Origin of the sequence: Pseudomonas sp. DCB_BI (assembly GCF_026240995.1) — a bacterium.
Classification (GTDB): Bacteria; Pseudomonadota; Gammaproteobacteria; order Pseudomonadales; family Pseudomonadaceae; genus Aquipseudomonas.
In genome coordinates, this window is the sequence record NZ_JAPFCG010000004.1 from 206,439 (window position 1) to 231,092 (window position 24,654).

The following is a 24,654-nucleotide window of genomic DNA, read 5'->3' on the forward strand; positions in this document are numbered from 1 at the left end:
TCCGAAATGACCGACCAGACTACCCGCCTGCCAGTCCGCCGCGCCCTGATCAGCGTCTCCGACAAGACCGGTATCCTCGAATTCGCCCGTGAGCTGCAGCAGCTCGGTGTCGAGATCCTGTCCACCGGCGGCACCTACAAGCTGCTCAAGGACAACGGCGTAAACGCGGTGGAAGTGGCCGACTACACCGGCTTCGCCGAAATGATGGATGGCCGGGTCAAGACCCTGCACCCGAAGATCCACGGCGGCATCCTCGGCCGTCGTGGTACCGACGACGCCATCATGAACGAGCACGGCATCAAGCCGATCGACCTGGTGGCGGTCAACCTGTACCCGTTCGAAGCCACCATTTCCAAGCCTGGCTGTGACCTGCCGACCGCCATCGAGAACATCGACATCGGCGGCCCGACCATGGTCCGCTCGGCTGCCAAGAACCACAAGGACGTGGCCATCGTGGTCAACGCCAGCGACTACGCTGGCATCGTCGAAGGCCTCAAGGCCGGCGGCCTGACCTATGCCCAGCGCTTTGACCTGATGCTCAAGGCCTTCGAGCACACTGCTGCCTACGACGGCATGATCGCCAACTACATGGGCACCATCGACCAGGCCAAGGACACCCTCAGCACCGAGGCGCGCAGCGAGTTCCCGCGCACCTTCAACAGCCAGTTCGTCAAGGCCCAGGAAATGCGCTACGGCGAGAACCCGCACCAAAGCGCGGCGTTCTATGTCGAAGCCAAGAAAGGCGAAGCGAGCATCTCCACCGCCGTGCAGCTGCAGGGCAAGGAACTGTCGTTCAACAACGTGGCCGACACCGACGCCGCACTGGAGTGCGTGAAGAGCTTCGTCAAGCCGGCCTGCGTCATCGTCAAACATGCCAACCCGTGCGGCGTGGCCGTTGTGCCTGAAGACGAAGGCGGCATCCGCAAGGCCTACGACCTGGCCTACGCCACCGACACCGAGTCGGCATTCGGCGGCATCATCGCCTTCAACCGCGAGCTGGACGGTGAAACCGCCAAAGCCATCGTCGAGCGCCAGTTCGTCGAAGTGATCATCGCCCCGAAAATCTCCCAGGCTGCCCGCGACGTGGTGGCTGCCAAGCAGAACGTACGCCTGCTGGAATGCGGCGAGTGGCCAGCCGAGCGCGCTGCCGGGTGGGACTTCAAGCGCGTCAATGGTGGCCTGCTGGTACAGAGCCGTGATATCGGCATGATCACCGCCGATGACCTGAAAATCGTTACCAAGCGCGCCCCGACCGAGCAAGAAATCCACGACCTGGTGTTCGCCTGGAAAGTGGCCAAGTTCGTCAAGTCCAACGCCATTGTCTACGCCAAGCAGCGCCAGACCATCGGCGTCGGCGCCGGCCAGATGAGCCGCGTCAACTCCGCCCGCATCGCTGCAATCAAGGCTGAGCACGCTGGCCTGCAGGTACAGGGCGCGGTCATGGCTTCGGACGCGTTCTTCCCGTTCCGTGATGGCATCGACAATGCGGCTAAAGTGGGTATCAGCGCCGTGATCCAGCCGGGTGGCTCGATGCGTGATGCTGAAGTCATCGCTGCTGCCGACGAAGCCGGCATCGCCATGGTGTTCACCGGCATGCGCCACTTCCGCCACTAATTACGCGGATCCCGAGGCGAGTCGAGATCCTGTGGGAGCGGGCTTGCCCGCGAATACGATGGTGGATTCACCGCCGCATTCGCGGGCAAGCCCGCTCCCACAGTGTTCGGCGCAAGCCACTGGATCACTTGAATCGAGGTTTTGACATGAAAGTTTTGATCATCGGCAGCGGCGGCCGCGAGCACGCCCTGGCCTGGAAAGTCGCCCAGGACCCCCGCGTCGAGAAAGTCTTCGTTGCCCCCGGCAACGCTGGCACCGCCACTGAAGCCAAGTGCGAGAACGTCGCCATCGACGTTTGCGCCCTGGAGCAACTGGCCGACTTCGCCGAGAAAAACGTCGACCTGACCATCGTTGGCCCGGAAGCCCCGCTGGTCATCGGTGTGGTCGACCTGTTCCGCAGCCGCGGCCTGGACTGCTTCGGCCCAACCAAGGGTGCGGCCCAGCTGGAAGGCTCCAAGGCCTTCACCAAGGACTTCCTGGCACGTCACAAGATCCCGACTGCCGACTACCAGAACTTCACTGAGATCGAGCCAGCCCTGGCCTACCTGCAGGAAAAGGGCGCGCCGATTGTGATCAAGGCCGACGGCCTGGCTGCGGGCAAGGGCGTAATCGTCGCCATGACCCTGGAAGAAGCCGAAGCCGCCGTGCGTGACATGCTGGCCGGTAACGCCTTCGGTGAAGCCGGTTCGCGTGTTGTGATCGAAGAGTTCCTCGACGGCGAGGAAGCCAGCTTCATCGTCATGGTCGACGGCCACAACGTGCTGCCCATGGCCACCAGCCAGGACCACAAACGCGTCGGCGACCAGGACACCGGCCCGAACACCGGCGGCATGGGTGCCTACTCCCCTGCCCCGGTGGTTACCGCCGAGGTGCACCAGCGCGTGATGGACCAGGTGATCTGGCCGACCGTGCGCGGAATGGCCGAAGAAGGCAACGTCTACACGGGCTTCCTCTATGCTGGCCTGATGATCGACAAGGCGGGCAACCCCAAGGTCATCGAGTTCAACTGCCGCTTCGGCGACCCGGAAACCCAGCCAGTCATGCTGCGCCTGGAGTCGAGCCTGGTACTGCTGGTCGAGGCCGCTTTCGCCAAGGCGCTGGACAAGGTCGAAGCCCAGTGGGACCCACGCCCGAGCCTGGGTGTGGTGCTGGCAGCGGGCGGCTACCCGGGCGACTACGCCAAGGGCGACCTGATCAGCGGCCTGGACGCTGCTGCGCAGATCGAAGGCAAGGTATTCCACGCCGGTACTACGCTCAAGGATGGCCAGGTGGCTACCAACGGCGGCCGCGTACTGTGTGCCACTGCCATGGGCAGCACCGTTGCCGACGCGCAGCAGCAAGCATACCGCCTGGCCAAGGAAGTAAGCTGGAGCGGTAGCTTCTACCGTTCCGACATCGGCTACCGGGCCATCGCCCGCGAGCGCGGTGAGCACCAGCAGTAAGTACTGCCGGAGCGCCGTGGCGCCTTGCGCACACGGCATCCGGCTGGTCGACAGGGCCCGGTTTGGGCCTTGCCTTCGACTTGGCGCGCCGCGCATAGTTAGTACCCGGCACATCGGCTAAGAAGGGATTTCGTAGTGCGTCGGCTTCGGATTGCCTCAGCTCTGATCGTCAGCTTGCTGACCCTGCTCTGCATGTTCCCGGCTATGGCCGAACAGGACGGAGGCTGGACCGTTCTGCTCGACGAACAGGCCAACCTGCAACTGAGCGACGTACGCTCCGAGCGCTACCGCAACCAGTTCAGCCCACTGGTGTTAGCCGAGCTGGATGCAGCGCCTGCGGAACAGGCCTTGTGGCTGCACTACCGCCTGCCCCCTGGCGACCAGGAGCAATTGCTGCGGGTGTTTGCCCCCGACCTTTCTGGCCTGGACCTCTACGCCCTCGAAGGCGACCATCTTCTGCGTCAGCTGCACCACGGCCGCCAGGCCGGCAATGCCAGCCCGACCCTGCGTGGCAGCGATCATGTACTGTCACTTCCCAACAGCAAGCAACCGCTGGACATCTATCTGCGCCTGGTCTCAGAGCATCAACTGCGCCCGGCCATCAGCCTGGAGCCAGCGGCCGAGGCCGCCTCCGATCAAGGCCAGCCGCTGCTGTTCGGCATGCTGTTCGGTGGTTTGGTGATGCTGATCATGCACAACCTGATCCGCTTCCTTTACAGCCGCTCCAGTACCACCTTGATCCTGGCGCTGTACCACGGCCTGATGCTGCTCAGCGGCCTGATCCTGCTGAACCTCAGTGGCCCCTGGTGGCATGTATGGCACAGTGCGCAAACGCCCGCTGCCTACCTGACACTGGTGCTGGCCGGTCTGGCGGGGCTGTATTTCACCCAGCATTTCTTCTCGCCGTGCAACTCGCCACGGCTGAGCCGCCTGCTGCAAGGGGAAATGCTGATTGTCGGGGTCAGCGGCCTGGTGCTGCTGTTCGTCGATACCCTACCCCTTAACCTCATGACCTACGCCCTGATGGCACTGGGCAGCGTGAGCATGCTGCTGGTCAGCAGCTATCACTGGTACAAAGGCTATGCACCCGCGCGCCTGTTCAGCCTGGCCATGGTGGTGTTCAACCTGGGCGGGCTTGTGCTGCTCCCGGCACTGCTGGGCCTGACCCGCACTGCGACGCCGTGGCTGCTGTGTATCCTGCTGGGCCTGACCGTGGTCAGTGGCCTGCTGCTCAACCTGGCCGTCAGCGAGCGCCTGCGGCGCATGAGCGAAGAGCGTTTCAGCGCCAGCCGTGCACTGGCCGCCAGCGATGCCGAAATCAACGCCAAGGCCGAGTTTCTGGCCAAGATCAGCCACGAAATCCGTACCCCGATGAACGGTGTGCTGGGCATGACCGAGCTGTTGCTGGGCACCCCGCTGTCGGTCAAGCAACGCGACTACGTGCAGACCATTCATAGCGCCGGCAACGAGCTACTCACGCTGATCAACGAAATTCTCGACATTTCCAAGCTGGAATCCCGGCAGATCGAGCTGGACGACGTGCAGTTCGACCTCAATGCGCTGATCGAGGACTGCCTGAACATCTTCCGCGCCAAGGCCGAGCAGCAAAACATCGAACTGATCAGCTTCACCCAGCCGCAAGTACCGCGGGTGATCAGCGGCGACCCGACGCGCCTGCGCCAAGCTTTGTCGAGCCTGCTGGAAAACGCGCTGAAAAACACCGATCAGGGGGAGATCCTACTGGTGGTGGCGCTGGACCAACGCGGCGAGGTGCCGCGCCTGCGCATTGCCGTGCAGGACAGCGGCGAGCCGCTGCCTGCCGCCGACCGCGAAGCGCTGCTGCAGGCCGAACTGCACAGCCACCACTTCCTCTCCAGCAACAAGCTGGGCGGCCACCTTGGGTTGGTCATCGCCAAGCAGCTGATCGGCCTGATGCAGGGTGAGTTCGGCATCAAGAGCAGCACCGGGATGGGCAATACCCTGTGGCTGACCTTGCCGCTGGACCCCTCGCGCCTCGAGCAGCCCCCGGCCGACCTGGACGGCCCGCTGCGCGATGCCCGCGTGCTGGTGGTGGACGACAACGACACCTGCCGCAAGGTGCTGGTCCAGCAGTGCAGCGCCTGGGGCATGAATGTCAGCGCAGTGCCGTCAGGCAAGGAAGCCTTGGCCCTGCTGCGCACCAAGGCGCACCTGCGCGACTACTTCGATGCCGTGCTGCTGGACCAGAACATGCCCGGCATGACAGGCATGCAACTGGCCGCCAAGATCAAGGAAGACCCCAGCCTGAACCATGACATCCTGGTAGTGATGCTCACCGGTATAAGCAACGCGCCCAGCAAGGTCATCGCGCGTAACGCAGGGGTCAAGCGGATACTCGCCAAGCCGGTAGCCGGCTATACGCTGAAAACCACCTTGGCCGAAGAACTTGCCCAGCGCGGCCGTGAGCAGGCGGTCCCTGCGAGCCCGCCCGGCATCCCCCAGGCACTGGACCTGCCCGGTGACTTCCGCGTGCTGGTCGCCGAAGACAACAGCATCTCGACCAAGGTGATTCGCGGCATGCTCGGCAAGCTCAACCTTGAGCCCGACACCGCCAGCAATGGCGAAGAAGCCTTGCAGGCGATGCAGGCACGCCGTTACGACCTGGTGTTGATGGACTGCGAAATGCCTGTTCTGGATGGCTTCTCGGCCACTCAGCAATTACGTGCCTGGGAGGCGGCCAATCAGCGCCAGCGTACCCCCGTGGTGGCGCTGACTGCGCATATTCTTGCCGAACACAAGGAGCGCGCGCGCCTGGCCGGCATGGACGGGCATATGGCCAAACCGGTGGAACTGTCGCAGTTGCGGGAGCTGATCCAGTACTGGGCCAATCACCGCGAAGCCACGGCAGACCCGGTGCATACTTCCTGATCTGCCGGCACAGGATGGCAACAGCATCTGCTGATAAACTCTGCCCAGCCATCACTGCCTGGACTACCCCCCATGCTCCATGAGTTGTTCAGCGTCTACCTGAAAATGCTCGTGCTCTACAGCCCGTTCTTCGTGCTGTCGTGCTTCATCAGCCTGACTCGTGGCCACTCCAGCAAGGAGCGCAAGCAACTGGCCTGGAAAGTGGCCTTCGCAGCGCTCATCGCCAGCGTGCTGCTGTACCTGTTCGGGCGGGCGATATTCGGCATTTTCGGCATTACCGCCGATGCGTTTCGTATCGGCGCAGGCAGCGTGCTGTTCATTTCCGCACTCGGCATGGCCCAAGGCAAACCCGCCGTCCAGGCCGATAACGTGCAACAGGACGTCACCATCGTGCCACTGACCATCCCGCTCACTGTCGGGCCTGGCACCATCGGTGCCTTGCTGGTGATGGGGGTAAGCCAACCACACTGGGATGACAAATTGCTGGCCATTGTCAGCATCGCCCTGGCCAGCTTTACCGTGGGCCTGGTGTTGTATCTCTCCCACGGTATCGAGCGGCTGCTCGGTGACCAGGGCTTGCAGATTGTCAGCCGGCTGATGGGGCTGTTCGTCTGCGCCCTGGCCGCGCAGATCATCTTCACCGGGATCCGCGGCTACCTGTTGCCCTGACTCACGGGCCGGGTGCTTTACAGTTGCAGGTCGTGTATGGCCTTGCCGTTTTGCTTGTCGACGCTGGCCTGTGCCCGCTTGCGGTAGTCCTCACGGAAGCCCTGCAAGTTGAAGTGGACCACTTCGACACGGATTTCCTCGAGCTTCACTTCCTTGGACGACTGGAGGAACAGAAAATCTTTCACGGTTTTCTTCATCGACATTTGCATATGAACCATCACCATGTCGATAAAGCCGCTGGACTGCTGAGCGCATGGAATCAACTGAAAACGCGCGATACCTTTGGAAGCAGCCGTGCTTTCGAAGGCGCTCAATGCCCGGGTGTCCTTGCGTAACGCCTGTAGAGAGGATTCCGCAGTCTGGTAGTGATTGGCTGAGCCTTTCTCACGAACCTTCGCAAGGGCCTGCTCCGCAATACTGGCCTTGTTAGGCCCCGGCCGAACCGACGTAGGCGCGAGTTTGCCGTCGAACCCCAGAAACGCAAAGTTCCGCCAGTAGTTCCTGAACCAGTCCGCCTCGAGGCCTTCGTTGAAATCCCCCCATGCTACCTGCTGGGCAAATGCGTTGGCCAACAGGATGTCCTGACGGGCTTCCCGACTCACGCCTGGCAAAAACGATATCAGGCTGCTGTGGACGAGTTTGCCACTGGCAACTTTTTGATTGAATTCACTCATGTTCTACTCCCAAAGCAACGACAGGTTTGATCTGGCTGCGGTATTGCAGTTGCTTGACTTTGATAGAGTCATGCAGACCCGCACTTATCGAATGAATCACCTTTTCATCGGTTTGATAGTGGGCATCGAACTGCTGGGTAGACTGGTCGCTTGCAAGTGTTAGCGGCTGCCTCAGCCAATTTCCAGTCAACGCCCCTGCAGTACTGAATCCCAGTTCGGTACTGATGATGCTCGAGTCGGCCAATATCAAGCGCAACTCAATACGTACATGGCTCATGCCTTTATCATCTGGCGGCCGAATGCACTCCTCTGCCAACAACTGCTCGATGGCGCCGTCTGACTGGGTTGGGTATGCGTCAAGGCATTGGGCTAGTGGCTCACGCAGGGTGCTGGGCACGCCTGTCAGGAGGTTGGCCCGCAAGATCTGCCAAGGCTCGCAGGCCGTTGCGTTTTTCTCGGCAACAGGGCGGGACTGCATGTTGACGATCGTGCAACCGAAATTGCTCTGCACTCGCAGATAATTTCTATGCCATTCATCATCCTGAATAGCGTGTCCCTTGTTAGCGGTCAGGTAGGCTGCCAGCTGGATATTCAGTAATGCCTCTGCCCGTGAAACACTGACGGTATCATCAATGAATACCAGGCTATTGCCGTTTAACCACAGTGTGTAGTTGGCTTGCATCTGCATGCCCTCCAGGCCTGCCGAAAACATATCGGCAGGCCAGCTTTCTAATTAAATATCCAGGGCCAGCAGAACTTCCAAGGCACTGGCGTCAAGTTTGCCTTCAACCGCGCTGCGCAGCTTTTCGTACTGGCGAGCATCGAACTCCAACACCGCACCACAGGCAAAGTTGGTGGTACCACTGCTGTCCCATTTGGCCAGCAGATAGTTAGCAGTTTTGTCGGGTTTGGCGTCGGTCTGAATCGCACTGACAGCCATGGCCATATTGCCCTCGCTCGAGTATTCGCATCGGTTGAGGCTCACCTCGGTTCGGTCATTTTCCGAAGTGGTGCGGCCAAGCAATTCAACGTTGTTGGCACTGGCGGCCAATGCGCTGACAACCGTTTTCCCAAGGCCCTCCAGTGCAGTTGCCAAATCGCCTGTGAAAGCGCCATAGGCCGTCTGCAGGCCCTTGCCCAGCAGGTTGCTGATTTCGAGGCGCTGATTGCTCTCTGTGACCTTCAATACGTCGACGTTGGTCGGCGACCAGCCCATCTTGGACATAACGAAAATGTAGTGGGCGAACCAGACCCGAGGATCGCTGATGGCGTTGTACAGTTTATTGGCACTTTGTGTTGCCAGGGCATGGCAAGCCTTTGCAGCATCGAGGTTTTCTTGGCTCATCCCCTCGGGGAAGACAAACAGGTTCTTGTCCGGCAGCACCTCAAGTTTCATCTTCTGGTGGTCAGTAGTCATAAGAAAGGTCTCCAAGTAGGGTTACGGTTGAAGCCTGATGGCTCCAGCCGCAAACCTACCTGTGACCTTTGCAGGAAACTGCCACGAAGCAGTTCCTCACCCGCCTACTCTGCCGCCGCTTATGGCTTTGCACCGTACCAGCGTGGGGTATAGACCCAGACCCCGCCAGCCAAGCGATCGAACGTGCAGGTGGTGGAAGACCCAACCAGCACCATGGTGCGCATGTCGACCATTTCTGGCAGCAATTCGGCCAATGTGACTACCTTCAGCGTCTGCCCCGGCCTACCGATGTCACGGCCAAGGACTACAGGCGTGTTCTCGTCACGATGACGGCGGACCACTTCGAGCGCCACACCGAGCTGATGCGGCCTGGATTTGGAAATCGGGTTGTAGAACGCCAATACCAGGTCGGCCTGCGCGGCCAGGTCCAAACGCTTTTCAATGATCGACCAAGGCTTGAGGTTGTCCGACAGCGACATCACGCAGAAGTCATGCCCCAGTGGCGCGCCTGCCTGGGCAGCGGTTGCCAGCGAAGCCGATACGCCCGGCAAGATCTCGAGGTCGACGCGATGCCAGGCGGGGTCGCCGGATTCGTGCAACGCCTCCAGCACCGCCGCCGCCATGGCGAACACGCCTGGGTCACCTGACGACACCACCACCACCGAGCGGCCTTGCGCTGCCAGCTCGAAAGCATGCCGGGCACGCTGCATCTCTTCACGGTTGTCGGTGCAGTGCATGACTTGGTCGTCACGGAACGGGCCGGCCATCCGCACATAGGTTTCGTAACCGAGCACATCCTCGGCCCGCGCCAGCTCGGCCTTGACCGCCGGCACCATCAGGTCGGCAGCGCCGGGGCCCAGGCCGATGACGGCCAGGCGACCACGACGGCGACCAACCTCTGCCACCTCGACCGGGGCAGGCGCCAACGCAATGACCGCGTCTGCCTGTTCGACCAACTGGGCATCTGGCAAAGCCGCCGCCACCATGCTGGCCACATCGGCTGGCTTGGCAGCGAAGCGCAGGGCAACACCCAAGGCCTGGGCCGCTTCGTGCAAGGCGACGTCGGCCATGGCTTGCTCGTCAGCCAATATACACGCCACCGACGGTTCGGCGATGCCGGCCTGCTGCAACGCTGCACGAATACTGTGCAGATTGCCGCCCGCAACCCCCACAACCACCGAGCGCGGGTGGATGAGCAGCTCGTCGCGGCTGGCCGGGCGCGCCTGATAGCCCACATGGATCGTGCGCCGGGCCGCTTCGCTGGCGGGCAACTGCGCTTGCTGCAGCCAAGGCGCGTCACCTTCGATACGCACCGACTCGCCCGCCAGCAGGTCGGAGACAAAGCGCTTGCCTTGCTCGATATCCGCCAAGGCATAGCCTTGCGGCGGGTTCAACAGGCAGGTGCCAAAGCGCAGCTCGCCACTGGTGGTGATAGCGGCGGCAACGCCCAATGCTTCGGCAATTTCACGCGCCATCACGTTCACCCCGCCCAGGCCACCGAGCAATGGCACCACTGCGCTGCCGTCCTCGGCCACGGCCAATACCGGCGGCTCGCTGCCCTTCTCGCTGAGCAGGCTGGCAAGGCTGCGGATGATGATACCGGCGGCGCACAGGGCGATGATGGGCGTGTCTTGCTGGTACAGCCCACGCAAGGTATCGCCGAACGCACTGTAATAGCAGTCGACACCCTCGACACGGCCTTCCAGGCCATGGATCGACGCCTGTGGATAACACTGCTGGATGCGCTGCGCGGTGGCCAGGCTGCCGGGGCCAAGAACGACGATTGCCGGCGCCTTGTGCATGTTCAGCCCTGCCATTTTTCCCCCGGCACGATGATCAGCGAGAAGTACGGCGACGACTGCGGGTCGACCTGGTCCAGCGGTACGATCTTCTGGTTGGCCATGGTGGCCCGTTCCACGTACAGCGCACGCCCGTCCAGCCCCAGTTCGGCCAGCACCTCGCGCACCTTGGGGAAGTTGCGGCCGAGTTTCATGATCACCGCCGCGTCGGCATCGGCCAGGCGGCGCTTGAGCTCTTCGGCCGGCAACACGCCCGACAGCACCGACAGGCTCTGGTTGCGGTACACCAGCGGTGCGCCCAACACCGAAGCGCCACCTAGCATCGAGCAGACGCCAGGGATCACTTCGGCCTCGTAGCGTTGCGCCAGCCGGTCGTGCAGGTACATGTAGGAGCCGTAGAAGAACGGGTCGCCTTCGCAGATCACCGCCACGTCACGACCGGCATCCAGGTGCTCTGCCACCTGCACGCTGGCTTCGTCGTAGAAGTCGCTGATCACCTGCTCATAGGACAGAGGCGCCGGCAGGGCCTCGGTGGTCACCGGGTAGACCAGCGGCAGCAAGGTCTGCTCGGGCTGCAGGTGCGCCTCGATGATGCCGAAGGCATTGCCACGCTTGCCCTTGGCCACGAAGTAGCCGACCACCGGCGCCTCGCGCAGCAAGCGCAGGGCCTTGAGGGTAATCAGTTCAGGGTCGCCCGGGCCCACGCCAAGGCCCAGCAGTCGTCCACGCGGCGCCATCACTCCACCTCCGTGGCCAAGGCGTTGACCGCAGCGGCGGCCATCGCGCTGCCGCCCAGGCGGCCTTGCATGATCACGAACGGCACACCACGGCTGTCGGCGGCGAGCATGGCCTTGGACTCGGCCGCGCCGACGAAACCGACCGGGAAGCCCAGGATCAGCGCCGGCTTGGGAGCACCGGCATCGAGCATTTCCAGCAGGTAGAACAACGCGGTCGGAGCGTTGCCGATCACCACCACGCTGCCTTCCAGGTACGGGCGCCACAGCTCCAGAGCGACGGCGGAACGGGTGTTGCCGGCGTCCTTGGCCAGGCCGGGCACGCTCGGGTCACGCAGGGTGCAGATGACCTGGTTTTCTGCTGGCAGGCGGGCACGGGTGATGCCTTCGGCAACCATGTGCGCATCGCACAGGATCGGCGCGCCATTGAGCAATGCCTCGCGCCCGGCCCGGCCGGCGCCGTCGGAGAACTGCAAACCCTCGATAGCGTCGACCATGCCACAGGCGTGGATCACCCGTACGGCAAGCTTTTCGAGGTCTGCGGGGATCCGCTCGAGTCGGGCTTCCTCACGGATGATCCGGAAGGAATTGCGATAGATCTCCTGACCATCGCGGATGTAGTCAATCATTAAGGTGCTCCGTCGGCAGGTCGAGCATGGCGCCTGCTTCATTCAAGGTAAGGTCGGTGCCGCGCAGGGCACCAAAGCCCGGCTGGCGCGCGTCACGCAGGTACAGGTCATAACGGCCCGACGAGCGGGCCAGCAGGGTGGCCGGGGCCACATGGGCCACGGCACAGGAACGGGGGCAGCCGGTGAGGTGCACGCTGGCAGGGGCACCGGGGCCCAGCAGCGCGGCCAGGGTGACTGCGTCGGCCTTGGTCTCGCCCAGCGCCTTGGCGCAACCGCTGCTGCCGGTGCAGGCGCTGATGCGCGCCAACGGCTCATGGGCATGACACAGCAGGCCGATTGCGGACAATCCGGCCTGGGCCTGGTCGATGTGTTGCGCTTGCAGGTTGGTCAGCACCAGGCTTTGCCAAGGGCTCAGACGCAGGCTGCCATCGCCCAGTTCACGGGCCACCTGTGCCGCACCGCGCAGCATGGCCGGGGTCAGCCGGCCTTGCGGTGGGGCTACCCCAAGGGCCAGGCCATGAGCCTGGGGCAGCTTGCCCAGCCAGGAAACGTGGTGCGGTTGTCGGCGCCAGGCGAGCACAGCAGGATCGCGGCGGATATCCAGGCCCAGGCCAGCGACGAAATCAGTTGCCGAGCAGACTTCAAGCAACTGACGCATGCGCGACTGTGCCGGTGTTGCCAGTTCGAGGAAGCGTTCCAGCACCGCGCTCACCAGCGCCAGCCCCTGTTCCAGGGGCACGGCGCCAAGCACCAGGCCGTCTGACGGACAACCCGCCAGGCCGAATGCCAGCCAGGGCTGTTGCTCCAGCCGCAGGGCCGACAGCCACAGGTCGTGGGGGTGTTCGAGCATGGCCAAGCCTTCGCCGGCATCCAGTTGCACGGCGAACTTGGCTGACAGCTGATGAAACCGCGGGGTGCCCTCCAACAGCTCGAGGATCTGCCCGGCCAGCGGCCTGGCGTCCAGCAGCATTACCGGATCATGCCCTGCCAGCGGGCTGAGCATCAGGTTGCGCACATCGTCGCCGGCCGCCTCGCGTGGGCCCAGGCCCGCAGCGAGCAGGGTGTCGACCAAGGCACGGTGCTCGCTGCCGATGCCGCGAATCTGCAGGTTGCCACGGTTGGTGGCTTCGATCACGCCGCCGGCGAAGCGCTCGGCTGCCGCGGCCACCGCATCGGCCTGGTCGGCCAGCAACAGGCCGCCCGGCAGCTTGATACGGCAGATACCGCCGTCACGGGCACTGACGATGCGCCACAACCCCGGGCAGGCCGAGGGACGAGGGATGACAGTGGGGGCTTCGGCCTGGGTCAATGGGGTGTCCGGCAATCTGTGAAAGTGCGCTTGAGTGTAGAAGGCGCGGTATTATGCCTGCTTTGTCCGGCGGCATGAAAAGCCGGTGGTCGAGCATCGTTCGGATTTGAGCCGATTTTTTTGGGGGCGCTGCGCGCCCCCAAAATCTTGAAGAGGTACACATGACACCCTGGCTGACAGTAGTAGGCATCGGCGAAGACGGCTTCAGCGGCCTGGGCAAACAGGCCCGGCGCGCCCTGCTGGGCGCTGTGCGGGTCTTCGGCAGCCCGCGCCAGCTGGCCTTGCTGCCACGGTGCGTAACCGCTGAACAGCTGGCCTGGCCAAGCCCATTCTCGCTGGCCCCGGTGCTGGCCCTGCGTGGCGAACCGGTGTGCGTCCTGGCCAGCGGCGACCCGATGTTCCATGGCGTCGGTGCCAGCCTGGCGCGGCAGGTGCCTGTCGCCGAAATGCGTGTGCTGTCGATGCCCTCCTCCTGCGCCCTGGCCGCTGCCCGCCTGGGCTGGCCGCTGCAGGACCTGCACGTGGTATCGCTGGTCACCCGACCGCTGGCGATACTCAATGCCCATTTGCACAGCGGCCTGCGTTTGCTGGTGCTGAGCAACGACGGTGATAGCCCGGCAGCCATTGCCACGCTGCTGCGTGAACGTGGCTTCGGGCCCAGCCGCCTGAGCGTGTTCGAGCACCTGGGTGGCGAAGCCGAACGCAAGCTGTGCGGCACCGCCCAGGACTGGCAGCATGCCGACATCGCCGCACTCAACCTGGTCGCCATCGAATGCCTGGCCGCGCCCGACGCCCCGCGCCAGCATCGCTTGGCCGGGCTGCCAGACAACGCCTTCCGCCATGACGGCCAGCTGACCAAACGCGATGTCCGCGCCATGACCCTGGCGCGCCTGGCGCCGCAGCCCGGTGAACTGTTGTGGGACGTGGGCGCAGGCTGCGGCTCGATCGGCATCGAATGGATGCGCGCCCACCCGGCCTGCCGCGCCCTGGCCATCGAGGCCGACGAAGGCCGCCAGGGTTTCATCGAGCACAACCGCGATGCACTCGGTGTACCGGGGCTGCAACTGATCCGCGGCAAGGCGCCAGCAGCGTTGCAAGGCCTGGAACCACCGCATGCCATCTTCATCGGCGGCGGCGTTACCCGTGAAGGTGTGCTCGACCACTGCTGGGCAACGCTTCGCCCTGGCGGCCGCCTGGTGGCCAACGCTGTAACCCTGCAAAGCGAACTGGCCCTGGCGCACTTTCGCGAGCAGCATGGTGGCGAGCTGACCCGCATCCATGTCGCCCATGCCCAGCCGTTGGGCGCGTTCGACACCTGGCGTCAGGCCCTGCCAATCACCCTGCTGGAAGTGGTGAAGCCTAACGATGCGTGAAGAAACCCGCGAACAGCCCGCGCCGCTGCGCAGCGGCTTGACGACCGGCAGCTGCGCCACTGCCACCAGCCTGGCAGCAGCCAAGTTGCTGCTCACCGGGCAGCGTGACGACGCGGTGGCTATCACCCTGCCCAAAGGCAAGGTGGTGCAGATGCGCCTGGAGTTTTGCCGCCTGCTAGGTGAGCGCGCCGAAGCCGGCACCCTCAAGGATGCCGGCGACGACCCCGACGTTACCCATGGTGCCCTGGTCTACAGCCAGGTGCGCCTGCTGAGCGAGCCGGGCATCCGCTTTGTCGCTGGCAGCGGCGTGGGCACAGTGACCCGCCCGGGCCTGGTGCTGGCGGTAGGTGAGCCTGCCATCAATCCGGTACCACGGCGCATGATCAGCGAGCACTTGCAGCGCCTGGCCGATGAGTGCGGCCATCCCGGCGGCTTCGAGGTCACGGTCAGTGTTCAGGGTGGCGAACAGTTGGCGCTGAAGACCATGAACCCGCGCCTGGGTATCCTCGGCGGGCTGTCGATCCTCGGCACCAGCGGTATCGTGCGGCCGTTTTCCTGCGCTGCTTACATCGCTTCGATCCACCAGGGCATCGACGTGGCCCACACCAACGGCTACACGCACATCGCCGCATGCACCGGCAATGCCAGCGAGGACACCATGCGCCGGGTCTACGGCCTGCCGGAAATCGCCCTGATCGAAATGGGCGACTTTGTCGGCGCGGTGCTCAAGCACCTGCGCAAGGTGCCTGTACCCCGCCTGACGCTGTGTGGCGGTTTCGGCAAAATCAGCAAGCTGGCTGCCGGGCACATGGACCTGCATAGCCGCCACTCCAGCATCGACCTGCCGCAACTGGCCGGCTGGGCCGGGGACATCGGTGCTGACGCAGCGCTGCAGGCCGCCATCATTGGTGCCAACACCAGCCAGCAGGCGCTCGCGTTGGCCCATGCGGCCGGCATTGCCCTGGGTGATGCGGTATGTACTCATGCCTTGGCCTTCGCCCGCAGCGTGGTGCCGACGCAAGTACAGGTGGAAGTGTTCGCCATCGACCGCCAGGGCGGCATCGTCGGCAAGGCGGGCGTGCAATGACTGCCCGTATCCTGCTGCTGGGCGGCATCACCGAAGCCCTGGCCATCGCCCGCCGGCTCGGCCCACAGCATGTCTATAGCCTGGCCGGTGTCGGTCGCGTGCCGCAGGACCTGCAATGCCAGGTACGGGTCGGGGGCTTTGGCGGCGCGGAGGGCTTGGCCAGCTATCTGCGCGAGTCGGGCACCACTCTGCTGATCGATGCCACCCATCCCTATGCCGCGCAAATCAGCCGCAATGCCGCCAGCGCCGCGCACAGTGCCGGCATCCCATGCTGGGCCTTGCGCCGCCCGGCCTGGCAGGCGCAACCGGGGGACGATTGGCGCGAAGTGGAGGATTGGGCGGGGCTGGTCGCAGCACTCAAGCCGTTCCGCCGGCCGCTGTTCACCCTGGGGCGTGAGCCGCTGCAGCATCTGGATGAGATTCCGCCGGAGCAGTTCTGGACCTTGCGGGCCCTGGATGCCTGCCCTGGCAACGAGCGCTGCGAAGTGATCGGTGCGCGGGGGCCTTTTCATATCGCGGATGAACGGGCGCTGTTCCAGCGGCGCAGGATCGATGTGCTGATCAGCAAGAACAGCGGCAGCGTGGCGACCGAGCCCAAGCTGGAGGTGGCCAGGGAGTTGGGGGTGCCAGTGCTGGTCCTCAAGCGCCCGGCTTTGCCAGAGGTGGACCGGGCATTCAACTCGCAGCATGAATTGGCTGTAGCACTCGACCTGCGGTAGCAAATATCGCCAGCACGTTGCCTAACCTACAGCCCTTTCGGACTTTTCCTTCAACCCGGCGAGTGGCCCTGTGCCGCGCCGCTGCCTTAAACTGAGGCTCTCCCCTCTGGAAGGCACTACCCATATGGAAATGCAATGGTGGATCTGGCTGGTGTTCGGCATCGCGCTGACCCTGCTCGAACTGGTCCTGCCGACGTTCTTCATCCTCTGGTTCGGCATCGGTGCCGTGCTGGTCGCGCTCATCGCGCTGGCCGCCCCCAGCCTGCAGCTGGACATGCAGGTGTTGCTGTGGGTCCTGCTGTCGTCGGCCACCACTGTGCTGTGGTTCAAGCTGTTCCGGCGCAAGCAGCCGGATGTGCGCTGGACCGCCGACAGCGTGATCGGCGAAGTCGGCCTGCTGACCGCTGGCGTGTCGGAGTTCCACAAAGGCCGCGTACGTTTCCAGAAGCCGATCCTCGGCAATGAAGAATGGACCTGCATCGCCGACAGCGAAATCGCCGCTGGCGAGCGGGTACGCCTCACCGCCATCGAAGGCAACACCGCCCGCGTCATTCGGGCCTGAACCCGCACTAAAAGGAATTTTGCATCATGACCAGCCTCATCGTCGTTGCCGCCATCGCGGTGTTCGTCCTGATCACCGTATTCAAAGGGGTACGCATCGTGCCCCAGGGCGAGGAATGGATTGTCGAACGCCTGGGCCGCTACAACAGCACCCTCAAGCCCGGCCTGAACATCGTTATCCCGTACATGGACGTGGTCGCCTACCGCCTGCCGACCAAGGACATCATCCTTGATGTGCAGGAGCAGGAAATCATCACCAAGGACAACGCGGTAATCGTCGCCAATGCGCTGTGCTTCGCCAAGGTGGTCGACCCGCAGAAGGCCTCGTATGGCGTCCAGAACTTCTCCTTCGCCGTCACCAGCCTGACCATGACCTCGTTGCGCGCCATCGTTGGTGCGATGGACCTCGATGAGGCGCTGTCCAGCCGCGAGCAGATCAAGGCACGCCTGCGCGAGGCAATGTCGGAGCAGACCGAAGACTGGGGGGTGACCGTGCGCTCGGTGGAGATCCAGGACATCAAGCCTTCGGAGAACATGCAACTGGCCATGGAGCGCCAGGCTGCGGCCGAGCGGGAGCGCAAGGCCGACGTGACCCGTGCCGAAGGGGCCAAACAGGCGGCGATCCTTGAAGCGGAAGCGCGGCTGCAGGCCGCCAGGCTGGATGCCGAGGCGCAGATCAGCCTGGCCGAGGCTTCGGCCCGGGCGATTTCGCTGGTGAAGGAAGCGGTGGGCAACGAGACAGTGCCGGCGATGTACTTGCTGGGCGAGCGTTATGTCGGGGCCATGGAGAACCTGGCGAGCAGCAACAACGCCAAGGTGGTGGTGCTACCGGCAGACCTGCAAGAGACCGTACGCGGGCTGATGGGTCGCAACAAGGCTTGAGATTGATTTGACCTTCTTCGCGGGCGTGCCCGCGAAGCAGCTGACAACAGTTCAACTGCCTGCCTGCGTCACTTCACCGCACCCCGCCATTTTTACCTATACTCCGCCTTACAATACCCACCACGATTCCTGACCGGATCTCTCCATGCCCCCACGTCGGCACATAGCCTGGATAGCCTGCCTAGCAGTGCTGTTCAACCTGCTGGCCATGCCGCTGGCCTCAGCCGTGCCCAAAGGCCCGGCCGAGCAGCTGCTGTGGGGGGCTTTCTGTTCCAGCATGGCCAACAAGGCCAAGGTCGATGTCCAGGCCCTGGCCAAGATCGATCTAGGCCCGCAAAGCGACGACAGCGGCGGCATGATGAACTGCTGGTGCTGCTCTGGCGCTGCACCGCTGCTGGCCCTGCCAGTCTACCCGCCGCAGTTGCACAACCCGCCGACAGTGCTCGCCGGGCTGTTGCAGCCACCTGCAGACTCCCAACCCACGCCGCGCCAGCTCTGGCCTGCGTTAAACCCCCGTGCCTCTCCGCTGGCCTGAGTTCTCACGCTGTCTGCCTGAACCTGAACAGAACGGAGATTCACCATGCTCAAGCACGCCCTCGTCATGGCCGCCCTGCTGCTGCCTGGCGCCTTTGCCAATGCCCATGAATACAGCGTGGGTGACCTGCACATTGCCCACCCCTGGTCACTGCAGCTGCCGCCCAACGCCCCCAACGTGGCGGCCTATTTCGTGGTGCACAACAATGGCCAGGCCGATGACCGCCTGCTCAGCGTCGACAGCCCCATCACCGATGATGCGCAATTGCATGAACACGCGATGAGCGCCAGCGGCGCCATGAAGATGCAGCAGGTACCGAGCGTGGCGGTGCCCGCCGGCAAGGACCTGACCTTTGCCCCCAGTGCCTACCACGTGATGCTGATGCAGCCCAAGGACCGCAGCCTGCTCGTTGATGGCAAGCGCTTCCCGTTGACGCTGCACTTCGAAAAAGCCGGCGACGTGACCGTCGAAGTGGCCGTGCAGAAGCAGCCGCCGACGGACCAGCCGCAAGCTCACGAACACGCGCACTGACACCTGCTTACAGGCACTCGCCATGAGCCTGCCGCGCAACAGCACCCGCCGTACCACCCGCCCTGACCGCAGGCGCGCCGGTGGCGGATGGCTGAGCCTGTTCGCCATGTGGATGATCTTCATCGGCCCGCTGATTTCCCAGTCGATGCCGATGGACCACCACGCCGGCATGCGCATGCCGATGGACATGCCGATGACGGCAGCCCATCAGCACGGCGACGCACATCACGGCCACGGCAGCGATGGCCAGCTGCACGTGATGTGGGAAAAATGCGGTTACTGCAGCCTGTTGTTCAATTGCCCGGCCTTGCCCCAGGCCCTGAGCCCGCTAAGCGCCGGCGGCCTTGCCCCCACCAGCCAGCTGTTTGCCGCAACGCACCAGGGCCATGCCCGGCAGGCTGTATTCCCCGGTGCGCGCAGCCGCGCCCCGCCCTCCTCGATCAGCGTCTGAAAGCACATTTTGCGCACGGAGCCAGGAGGCTTCGCGCTGACTCATGACTGATCGACTGGAATCATTATGTCTGGCTGCACCCCTGTTTTTGCCTTGTCCCTGCGTGGGACCATCGCCGCCGTCTGCGGCTCGCTGCTCGCGCCCGTGGCCCTGGCCGCCGACCTTGGCCAAGAAGGCCATGCGCACGACGCTCCCGAGCTAAGCCCGACGGTAATCACAGCCGTGGCCCCGAGCTCACCGCTGACTGTGGTCACCAACCCGAAAGACCCACGCCAGCCGGTGCCGGCCAGCGACGGCGCCGACTACCTGAAGACCATCCCCGGCTTCTCGGCGATCCGCGCCGGCGGCACCAACGGCGACCCGGTCCTGCGCGGCATGTTTGGCTCGCGCCTGAACATTCTCACCAATGGCGGCCTGATGCTCGGCGCCTGCCCCAACCGCATGGACGCTCCCACTTCTTACATTTCGCCGGAAACCTACGACCGGCTGACCGTGATCAAAGGCCCGCAAAGCGTAATCTGGGGCCCTGGCGGCTCGGCTGGCACCATCCTCTTCGAACGCGAACCGGAAAAGTTCGGCACCCTCGGCAGCCGGGTCAACGCCAGCCTGCTGGCAGGTTCCAACGGCCGTTTCGACAAGGTGCTGGACGCCGCTGCCGGCAACAGCCAGGCCTATGCGCGCTTCGTCGGTAACCAGTCGCGCTCGGACGACTACCATGACGGCAGCCACGACACCCTGCCATCCCGCTGGGACAAGTGGAACGGCGACGTCGCGCTGGGGTGGACGCCCGACCAGGACACGCTGCTGGAGCTGACCGCCGGCAAGGGCGATGGCGAAGCCCGCTACGCCGGGCGCGGCATGGACGGCTCGCAGTTCAAGCGCGAAAGCCTGGGCCTGCGCTTTGAAAAGTCCAACCTCGGCGAGGTGCTGGACAAGGTCGAGGCCCAGGTCTACTACAACTACGCCGACCACGTGATGGACAACTACAGCCTGCGCACGCCGTCAGGCACCGGCATGATGGCCGGCCCCATGGCCGCCGCAGTCGACCGCCGCACCATGGGCGCGCGTATCAAGGCCACATGGCGCTGGGCTGACGTGCAGCTGATCAGCGGCATCGATGCGCAGACCAACGAACACCGCGCACGCAGTGCCATGGGTATCGACACCTACAAGAACCAGCCTTGGGACAAGGACGCCGACTTCCACAACTACGGTGCATTCGGCGAGCTGACGTGGTACGCCACTGGCACGGATCGGCTGATCACCGGCGCCCGCCTGGACCGCGCCTCGGCCAAGGATTTCCGCGATGACAGCGCCACCAACGGCAACACCCGTGCCGACACCCTGCCCAGCGGCTTCCTGCGCTACGAGCACGACCTGGCGGCGCTGCCCGCCACCACCTACATCGGCCTTGGCCATGCTCAACGGTTCCCTGACTACTGGGAGCTGTTCTCCCCGGACCAAGGCCCTGCCGGCTCGGCCAATGCCTTCGACAGCATCAAACCAGAGAAAACCACCCAGCTCGACTTCGGCATCCAGTACCGCACCGAGCGTCTGGAGGCCTGGGCCTCGGGCTATGTCGGGCAGATCCGCGACTACATCCTGTTCGACTACCGCACCGGCATGATGGGCATGAGCACCTCGCAGGCACAGAACATCGACGCCCGCATCATGGGTGGCGAGCTGGGCGCAGCCTACCAGCTGACGGAAAACTGGAAGGCAGACGCCACGCTGGCCTACGCCTGGGGCAAGAACAGCAGCGACGGCAAGGCACTGCCGCAAATGCCACCGCTGGAAAGCCGCCTGGGCCTGACCTACAGCCGTGACGCATGGAGCGTCGGGGCGCTGTGGCGGCTGGTGGCGGCGCAGAACCGCATCGCCGAAAACCAGGGCAACGTGGTTGGCAAGGACTACGACAAGAGCGCCGGCTTCGGCGTGTTTTCGCTGAACGGCGCCTACAAGGTGAACAGCAACCTCAAGCTCAGCGCAGGGGTCGACAACCTGCTCGACAAAACCTACGCCGAGCATTTGAACCTGGCCGGGAATGCCGGGTTCGGCTACCCGGCAACCGATCCACAGCCGGTCAACGAGCCAGGCAGGACCTTGTGGACCAAGGTCGATTTCAGCTTCTGACAACAACCCGGGCGCATCTTCGGGTGCGCCCATCAGCTGGTCAAACAGGAGGTTCCCATGAGAGGAACACGCATCAGTTTCTATAACCTGGCCTGGCGTTGGCACTTCTATGCGGGGCTGTTCGTGGCCCCGTTCATGATCCTGCTGGCGATCACCGGGATCATCTACCTGTTCAAGCCGCAGCTTGACCCGCTGCTGTACCGCGACCTGATGGTGGTCGAGGCCGGCCACCATCGACAGGGCGCCGACCTGATGCTGGCCGAAGTGCGCCAGGCCTACCCCAAGGGCCATGTCGGCCAGTACCTGCCACCGCTGAACGCCGAGCGCAGCGCGCAGTTCGTGGTGCATGACGGTGGCCGCGAACTGAACGTGTTCGTCGACCCTTACAGTGGCAAGGTGCTCGGCGAGCAGGACGGCAAGCAGAACCTGCAGGCCATCGCCCGTGCCCTGCATGGCGAGCTGATGGTCGGCACGCTGGGTGACCGCCTGGTGGAACTGGCCGCAGGCTGGGGCATCGTGCTGGTGGTGTCGGGCCTGTACTTGTGGTGGCCACGCGGGCGCAAGGGTGCTGGCGTGCTGTGGCCACGGCTATCGGCACGCGGCCGGCTGCTGTGGCGCGACCTGCACGCGGTAACCGGTTTCTGGGGTTCGGCCCTGCTGTTGCTGATGCTGCTCAGCGGCATGACCTGGACCGGCCTGTGGGGCAAGCAGTACGCCGATCTGTGGAACCGCTTCCCGGCCGCCATGTGGAACGACGTGCCCAAGTCGGACCAGCAGGCCCGGGAGCTGAACAGCGCGCATCGCCAGACCGTGCCGTGGGCGTTGGAAAACACGCCAATGCCGCAGTCCGGCGCGCATGCCGAGCATGCCGGGCACCACGCCATGACGGCCATGCCCGCAGCGCCGCAGGTGAGCCTGCAGCAGGTCGAGGACATCGCCACCGCGCGGCAGGTCGAGCCAGGCTACAGCATCACCCTGCCCACCACCGCAGACGGGGTGTTCACCATTGCCGTATTCGCCGACGACCCGCGCAACGACGCCACCCTGCATGTCGACCAGTACACCGGCAAGGTGCTGGCGGATGTGCGCTGGCAGGACTACAGCCCGGTCGCCCGCGCCACCGAGCTGGGGGTGATGCTGCATGAAGGCAAGATGTTCGGGGCGTTCAACCAGATCATCATCCTGCTGGTATGCCTGATGATCATGCTGGGCTCGGTGAGCGGGCTGGTGATGTGGTGGAAGCGCCGCCCCGAGGGTGGCCTGGGTGTGCCGCCGCTGCGTCATGACCTGCCGCGCTGGAAGGCAGCGGTGGGGGTGATGCTGGTGCTAGGGGTGCTGTTCCCGCTGGTAGGGGTATCGATGGTGGTGATGTGGGTGGTGGATAGCCTGGTAGTCAGGCGCCGCCGGGTGCTGGCCAGCGCCTGAGCCCTGCATACGCGAGCTTGCCCGCTTCCACAGGATCTCTGCCGCCCTCAGGCGTGGCGCGATACCTGTGGGAGCGGGCATGCCCGCGAAGAGGCCGGCGAAGGTGTCGGACTTTGCCTGGCAAAGCACGGCTGCTATCTGAAAATCGTGGCGTTCTGTCGCGATCTCGAATTGGAACGCCCGTGTTAGCCTAGCCGGCGACTTTCAAGGGAATGCAGCTTATGACCGCAATTTCACCAAAACCACAAGAAGAGCAGCACCTGCAACGCAACCTGACCAACCGCCACATTCAGCTGATCGCCATCGGCGGCGCGATCGGCACCGGCCTGTTCATGGGCTCGGGAAAGACCATCAGCCTGGCCGGGCCGTCGATCATCTTCGTCTACATGATCATCGGCTTCATGCTGTTCTTCGTCATGCGCGCCATGGGCGAACTGCTGCTGTCGAACCTCAACTACAAGTCGTTCATCGACTTCTCCGCCGACCTGCTCGGCCCGTGGGCCGGCTACTTCACCGGCTGGACCTACTGGTTTTGCTGGGTGGTCACCGGCATTGCCGATGTGGTCGCCATCGCTGCCTACACGCAATTCTGGTTCCCCGACCTGCCACAGTGGATACCGGCACTGACCTGCGTGGCGCTCCTGCTGTCGTTGAATCTGGTGACGGTGAAAATGTTCGGCGAGCTGGAGTTCTGGTTCGCCCTGGTCAAGATCGTTGCCATCCTCGGCCTGGTCGCCACCGGCCTGTACATGGTCATCACCGGCTTCACCTCGCCCAGCGGGCGCACTGCGCAGTTGGCCAACCTGTGGAATGATGGCGGCATGTTCCCCAACGGCCTGATGGGCTTCTTCGCCGGCTTCCAGATCGCCGTGTTCGCCTTCGTCGGCATCGAGCTGGTGGGTACCACCGCCGCAGAGGCCAAGAACCCGGAACGTACTTTGCCACGGGCGATCAACTCGATCCCGATCCGCATCATCGTGTTCTACGTACTGGCGCTGATCGCGATCATGGCAGTGACGCCATGGCGTGACGTGGTGCCGGGCAAGAGCCCGTTCGTCGAGCTGTTCGTGCTGGCCGGTCTGCCGGCAGCGGCGAGCATCATCAACTTCGTGGTACTGACCTCGGCGGCATCGTCGGCAAACAGCGGCGTGTTCTCCACCAGCCGCATGCTGTACGGGCTGTCGCAGGAAGGCGACGCACCCAAAGCGTTCGAGAAACTGTCGAGCCGCTCGGTACCGGCCAACGGCCTGTTCTTCTCCTGCACCTGCCTGCTGCTGGGGGCAGTGCTGATCTACCTGGTGCCGAACGTGATCGAGGCGTTCACCTTGGTAACCACCGTTTCGGCGGTGCTGTTCATGTTCGTCTGGACGCTGATCCTGCTGTCGTACCTGAAGTACCGCAAGCACCGTGTGGCGCTGCACCAGGCATCGAAATACAAGATGCCGGGCGGGCGCTTCATGTGCTACGTGTGCCTGGTGTTCTTTGCTTTCATCCTGGTGCTGCTGAGCCTGGAAGACGATACCCGCGCGGCACTGGTGGTGACGCCGATCTGGTTCGTGCTGCTTGCGGTGACCTATCAGGGGGTGCGCAGCAAGCGCCATCCGCGCACGGCAGTGCGTAACGGCTGATGGCTCTGGGGCCGCACAGCGGCCCCAATCCTGTGCACATAAATCCATCAAGCACCAACCTGGATCCAACCAACGCCCCAACACCTCGCACAACCCCTCTATTGCGCGCATCCCGCCGTTAGGCACACCCCTTGC

General features: G+C 63.9%; 22 protein-coding genes. 15 read left to right on the plus strand and 7 right to left on the minus strand.

The features are described 5' to 3' along the window. Window positions 1-6: 6 nt before the first annotated feature. The 4 genes from purH to OO258_RS06475 all read left to right on the plus strand — a co-directional run bounded on the left by purH (window position 7) and on the right by OO258_RS06475 (window position 6,632). Window positions 7-1,614 carry a bifunctional phosphoribosylaminoimidazolecarboxamide formyltransferase/IMP cyclohydrolase gene (purH, locus tag OO258_RS06460; RefSeq protein WP_266029288.1) on the plus strand — a complete coding sequence of 536 codons (1,608 nt, stop codon included), beginning with the start codon at window positions 7-9 and terminating at the stop codon, window positions 1,612-1,614. A 146-nt stretch (window positions 1,615-1,760) separates the two neighbouring features. After that, entirely contained in the window at window positions 1,761-3,056 is a 1,296-nt protein-coding gene (purD, locus tag OO258_RS06465) for a phosphoribosylamine--glycine ligase (protein ID WP_266029289.1), read from the plus strand. 135 nt (window positions 3,057-3,191) lie between these two features. Further along, window positions 3,192-5,963: a hybrid sensor histidine kinase/response regulator gene (locus OO258_RS06470; RefSeq protein ID WP_266029291.1), complete on the plus strand. Its 2,772-nt coding sequence runs from the start codon at window positions 3,192-3,194 to the stop codon at window positions 5,961-5,963. A 72-nt stretch (window positions 5,964-6,035) separates the two neighbouring features. Further along, window positions 6,036-6,632, plus strand: coding sequence for a MarC family protein (locus tag OO258_RS06475; protein ID WP_266029293.1), 597 nt, complete (start codon window positions 6,036-6,038; stop codon window positions 6,630-6,632). A 17-nt stretch (window positions 6,633-6,649) separates the two neighbouring features. Here the strand turns inward: OO258_RS06475 and OO258_RS06480 are convergent, their stop codons facing one another. The 7 genes from OO258_RS06480 to cobG all read right to left on the minus strand — a co-directional run bounded on the left by OO258_RS06480 (window position 6,650) and on the right by cobG (window position 13,209). Next, window positions 6,650-7,306 (minus strand): hypothetical protein, encoded by a 657-nt coding sequence (locus tag OO258_RS06480; protein WP_266029294.1) that lies wholly within the window; start codon window positions 7,304-7,306, stop codon window positions 6,650-6,652. Beyond that, the gene (locus OO258_RS06485; protein ID WP_266029295.1) at window positions 7,299-7,988 is read right to left on the minus strand and encodes a hypothetical protein; all 690 of its coding nucleotides are present in this window, start codon (window positions 7,986-7,988) and stop codon (window positions 7,299-7,301) included. The genes OO258_RS06480 and OO258_RS06485 overlap by 8 nt, the downstream gene beginning before the upstream one ends. Window positions 7,989-8,039: 51 nt before the next feature. Beyond that, a complete protein-coding gene (locus OO258_RS06490; protein ID WP_266029296.1) occupies window positions 8,040-8,723 on the minus strand; it encodes a hypothetical protein in 684 nt (227 codons plus the stop codon). A 119-nt stretch (window positions 8,724-8,842) separates the two neighbouring features. Further along, a complete protein-coding gene (gene cobJ / locus OO258_RS06495) occupies window positions 8,843-10,540 on the minus strand; it encodes a precorrin-3B C(17)-methyltransferase (RefSeq protein WP_266029297.1) in 1,698 nt (565 codons plus the stop codon). Further along, complete coding sequence (locus tag OO258_RS06500) at window positions 10,528-11,259, minus strand: precorrin-2 C(20)-methyltransferase (protein ID WP_015271958.1); 732 nt, start codon at window positions 11,257-11,259, stop codon at window positions 10,528-10,530. Before OO258_RS06500 ends, cobJ begins: the two co-directional genes overlap by 13 nt. Continuing rightward, the gene (locus tag OO258_RS06505) at window positions 11,259-11,885 is read right to left on the minus strand and encodes a precorrin-8X methylmutase (RefSeq protein ID WP_266029298.1); all 627 of its coding nucleotides are present in this window, start codon (window positions 11,883-11,885) and stop codon (window positions 11,259-11,261) included. The genes OO258_RS06500 and OO258_RS06505 overlap by 1 nt, the downstream gene beginning before the upstream one ends. Next, on the minus strand, window positions 11,878-13,209 hold the full coding sequence (gene cobG / locus OO258_RS06510) for a precorrin-3B synthase (RefSeq protein WP_323054373.1): 1,332 nt from the start codon (window positions 13,207-13,209) through the stop codon (window positions 11,878-11,880). Before cobG ends, OO258_RS06505 begins: the two co-directional genes overlap by 8 nt. A gap of 146 nt (window positions 13,210-13,355) precedes the next feature. Between cobG and cbiE the strand changes: the two genes are divergently transcribed. The 11 genes from cbiE to cycA all read left to right on the plus strand — a co-directional run bounded on the left by cbiE (window position 13,356) and on the right by cycA (window position 24,519). Next, a complete protein-coding gene (cbiE, locus tag OO258_RS06515) occupies window positions 13,356-14,567 on the plus strand; it encodes a precorrin-6y C5,15-methyltransferase (decarboxylating) subunit CbiE (RefSeq protein ID WP_266029300.1) in 1,212 nt (403 codons plus the stop codon). Continuing rightward, window positions 14,560-15,654, plus strand: a complete 1,095-nt coding sequence (locus OO258_RS06520; protein ID WP_266029301.1) for a cobalt-precorrin-5B (C(1))-methyltransferase — start codon at window positions 14,560-14,562, stop codon at window positions 15,652-15,654. Before cbiE ends, OO258_RS06520 begins: the two co-directional genes overlap by 8 nt. After that, window positions 15,651-16,373, plus strand: a complete 723-nt coding sequence (locus OO258_RS06525; protein WP_266029302.1) for a cobalt-precorrin-6A reductase — start codon at window positions 15,651-15,653, stop codon at window positions 16,371-16,373. Before OO258_RS06520 ends, OO258_RS06525 begins: the two co-directional genes overlap by 4 nt. Window positions 16,374-16,497: 124 nt before the next feature. After that, window positions 16,498-16,935, plus strand: coding sequence for an NfeD family protein (locus OO258_RS06530; RefSeq protein ID WP_110746004.1), 438 nt, complete (start codon window positions 16,498-16,500; stop codon window positions 16,933-16,935). Between the two features lie 26 nt (window positions 16,936-16,961). Continuing rightward, window positions 16,962-17,816, plus strand: coding sequence for an SPFH domain-containing protein (locus OO258_RS06535; RefSeq protein WP_110746003.1), 855 nt, complete (start codon window positions 16,962-16,964; stop codon window positions 17,814-17,816). Window positions 17,817-17,961: 145 nt separating this feature from the next. Next, the gene (locus OO258_RS06540) at window positions 17,962-18,351 is read left to right on the plus strand and encodes a DUF2946 domain-containing protein (RefSeq protein WP_266029303.1); all 390 of its coding nucleotides are present in this window, start codon (window positions 17,962-17,964) and stop codon (window positions 18,349-18,351) included. A 45-nt stretch (window positions 18,352-18,396) separates the two neighbouring features. Next, entirely contained in the window at window positions 18,397-18,882 is a 486-nt protein-coding gene (locus OO258_RS06545) for a copper chaperone PCu(A)C (RefSeq protein WP_266029304.1), read from the plus strand. A gap of 22 nt (window positions 18,883-18,904) precedes the next feature. Continuing rightward, entirely contained in the window at window positions 18,905-19,333 is a 429-nt protein-coding gene (locus tag OO258_RS06550) for a DUF2946 domain-containing protein (RefSeq protein ID WP_266029305.1), read from the plus strand. Between the two features lie 66 nt (window positions 19,334-19,399). Further along, window positions 19,400-21,466, plus strand: coding sequence for a TonB-dependent copper receptor (locus OO258_RS06555; protein ID WP_266029306.1), 2,067 nt, complete (start codon window positions 19,400-19,402; stop codon window positions 21,464-21,466). Between the two features lie 57 nt (window positions 21,467-21,523). Continuing rightward, window positions 21,524-22,891, plus strand: coding sequence for a PepSY-associated TM helix domain-containing protein (locus tag OO258_RS06560; protein ID WP_266029307.1), 1,368 nt, complete (start codon window positions 21,524-21,526; stop codon window positions 22,889-22,891). Between the two features lie 221 nt (window positions 22,892-23,112). Next, on the plus strand, window positions 23,113-24,519 hold the full coding sequence (gene cycA / locus OO258_RS06565) for a D-serine/D-alanine/glycine transporter (protein ID WP_266029308.1): 1,407 nt from the start codon (window positions 23,113-23,115) through the stop codon (window positions 24,517-24,519). The last annotated feature ends 135 nt before the right edge of the window (window positions 24,520-24,654 follow it).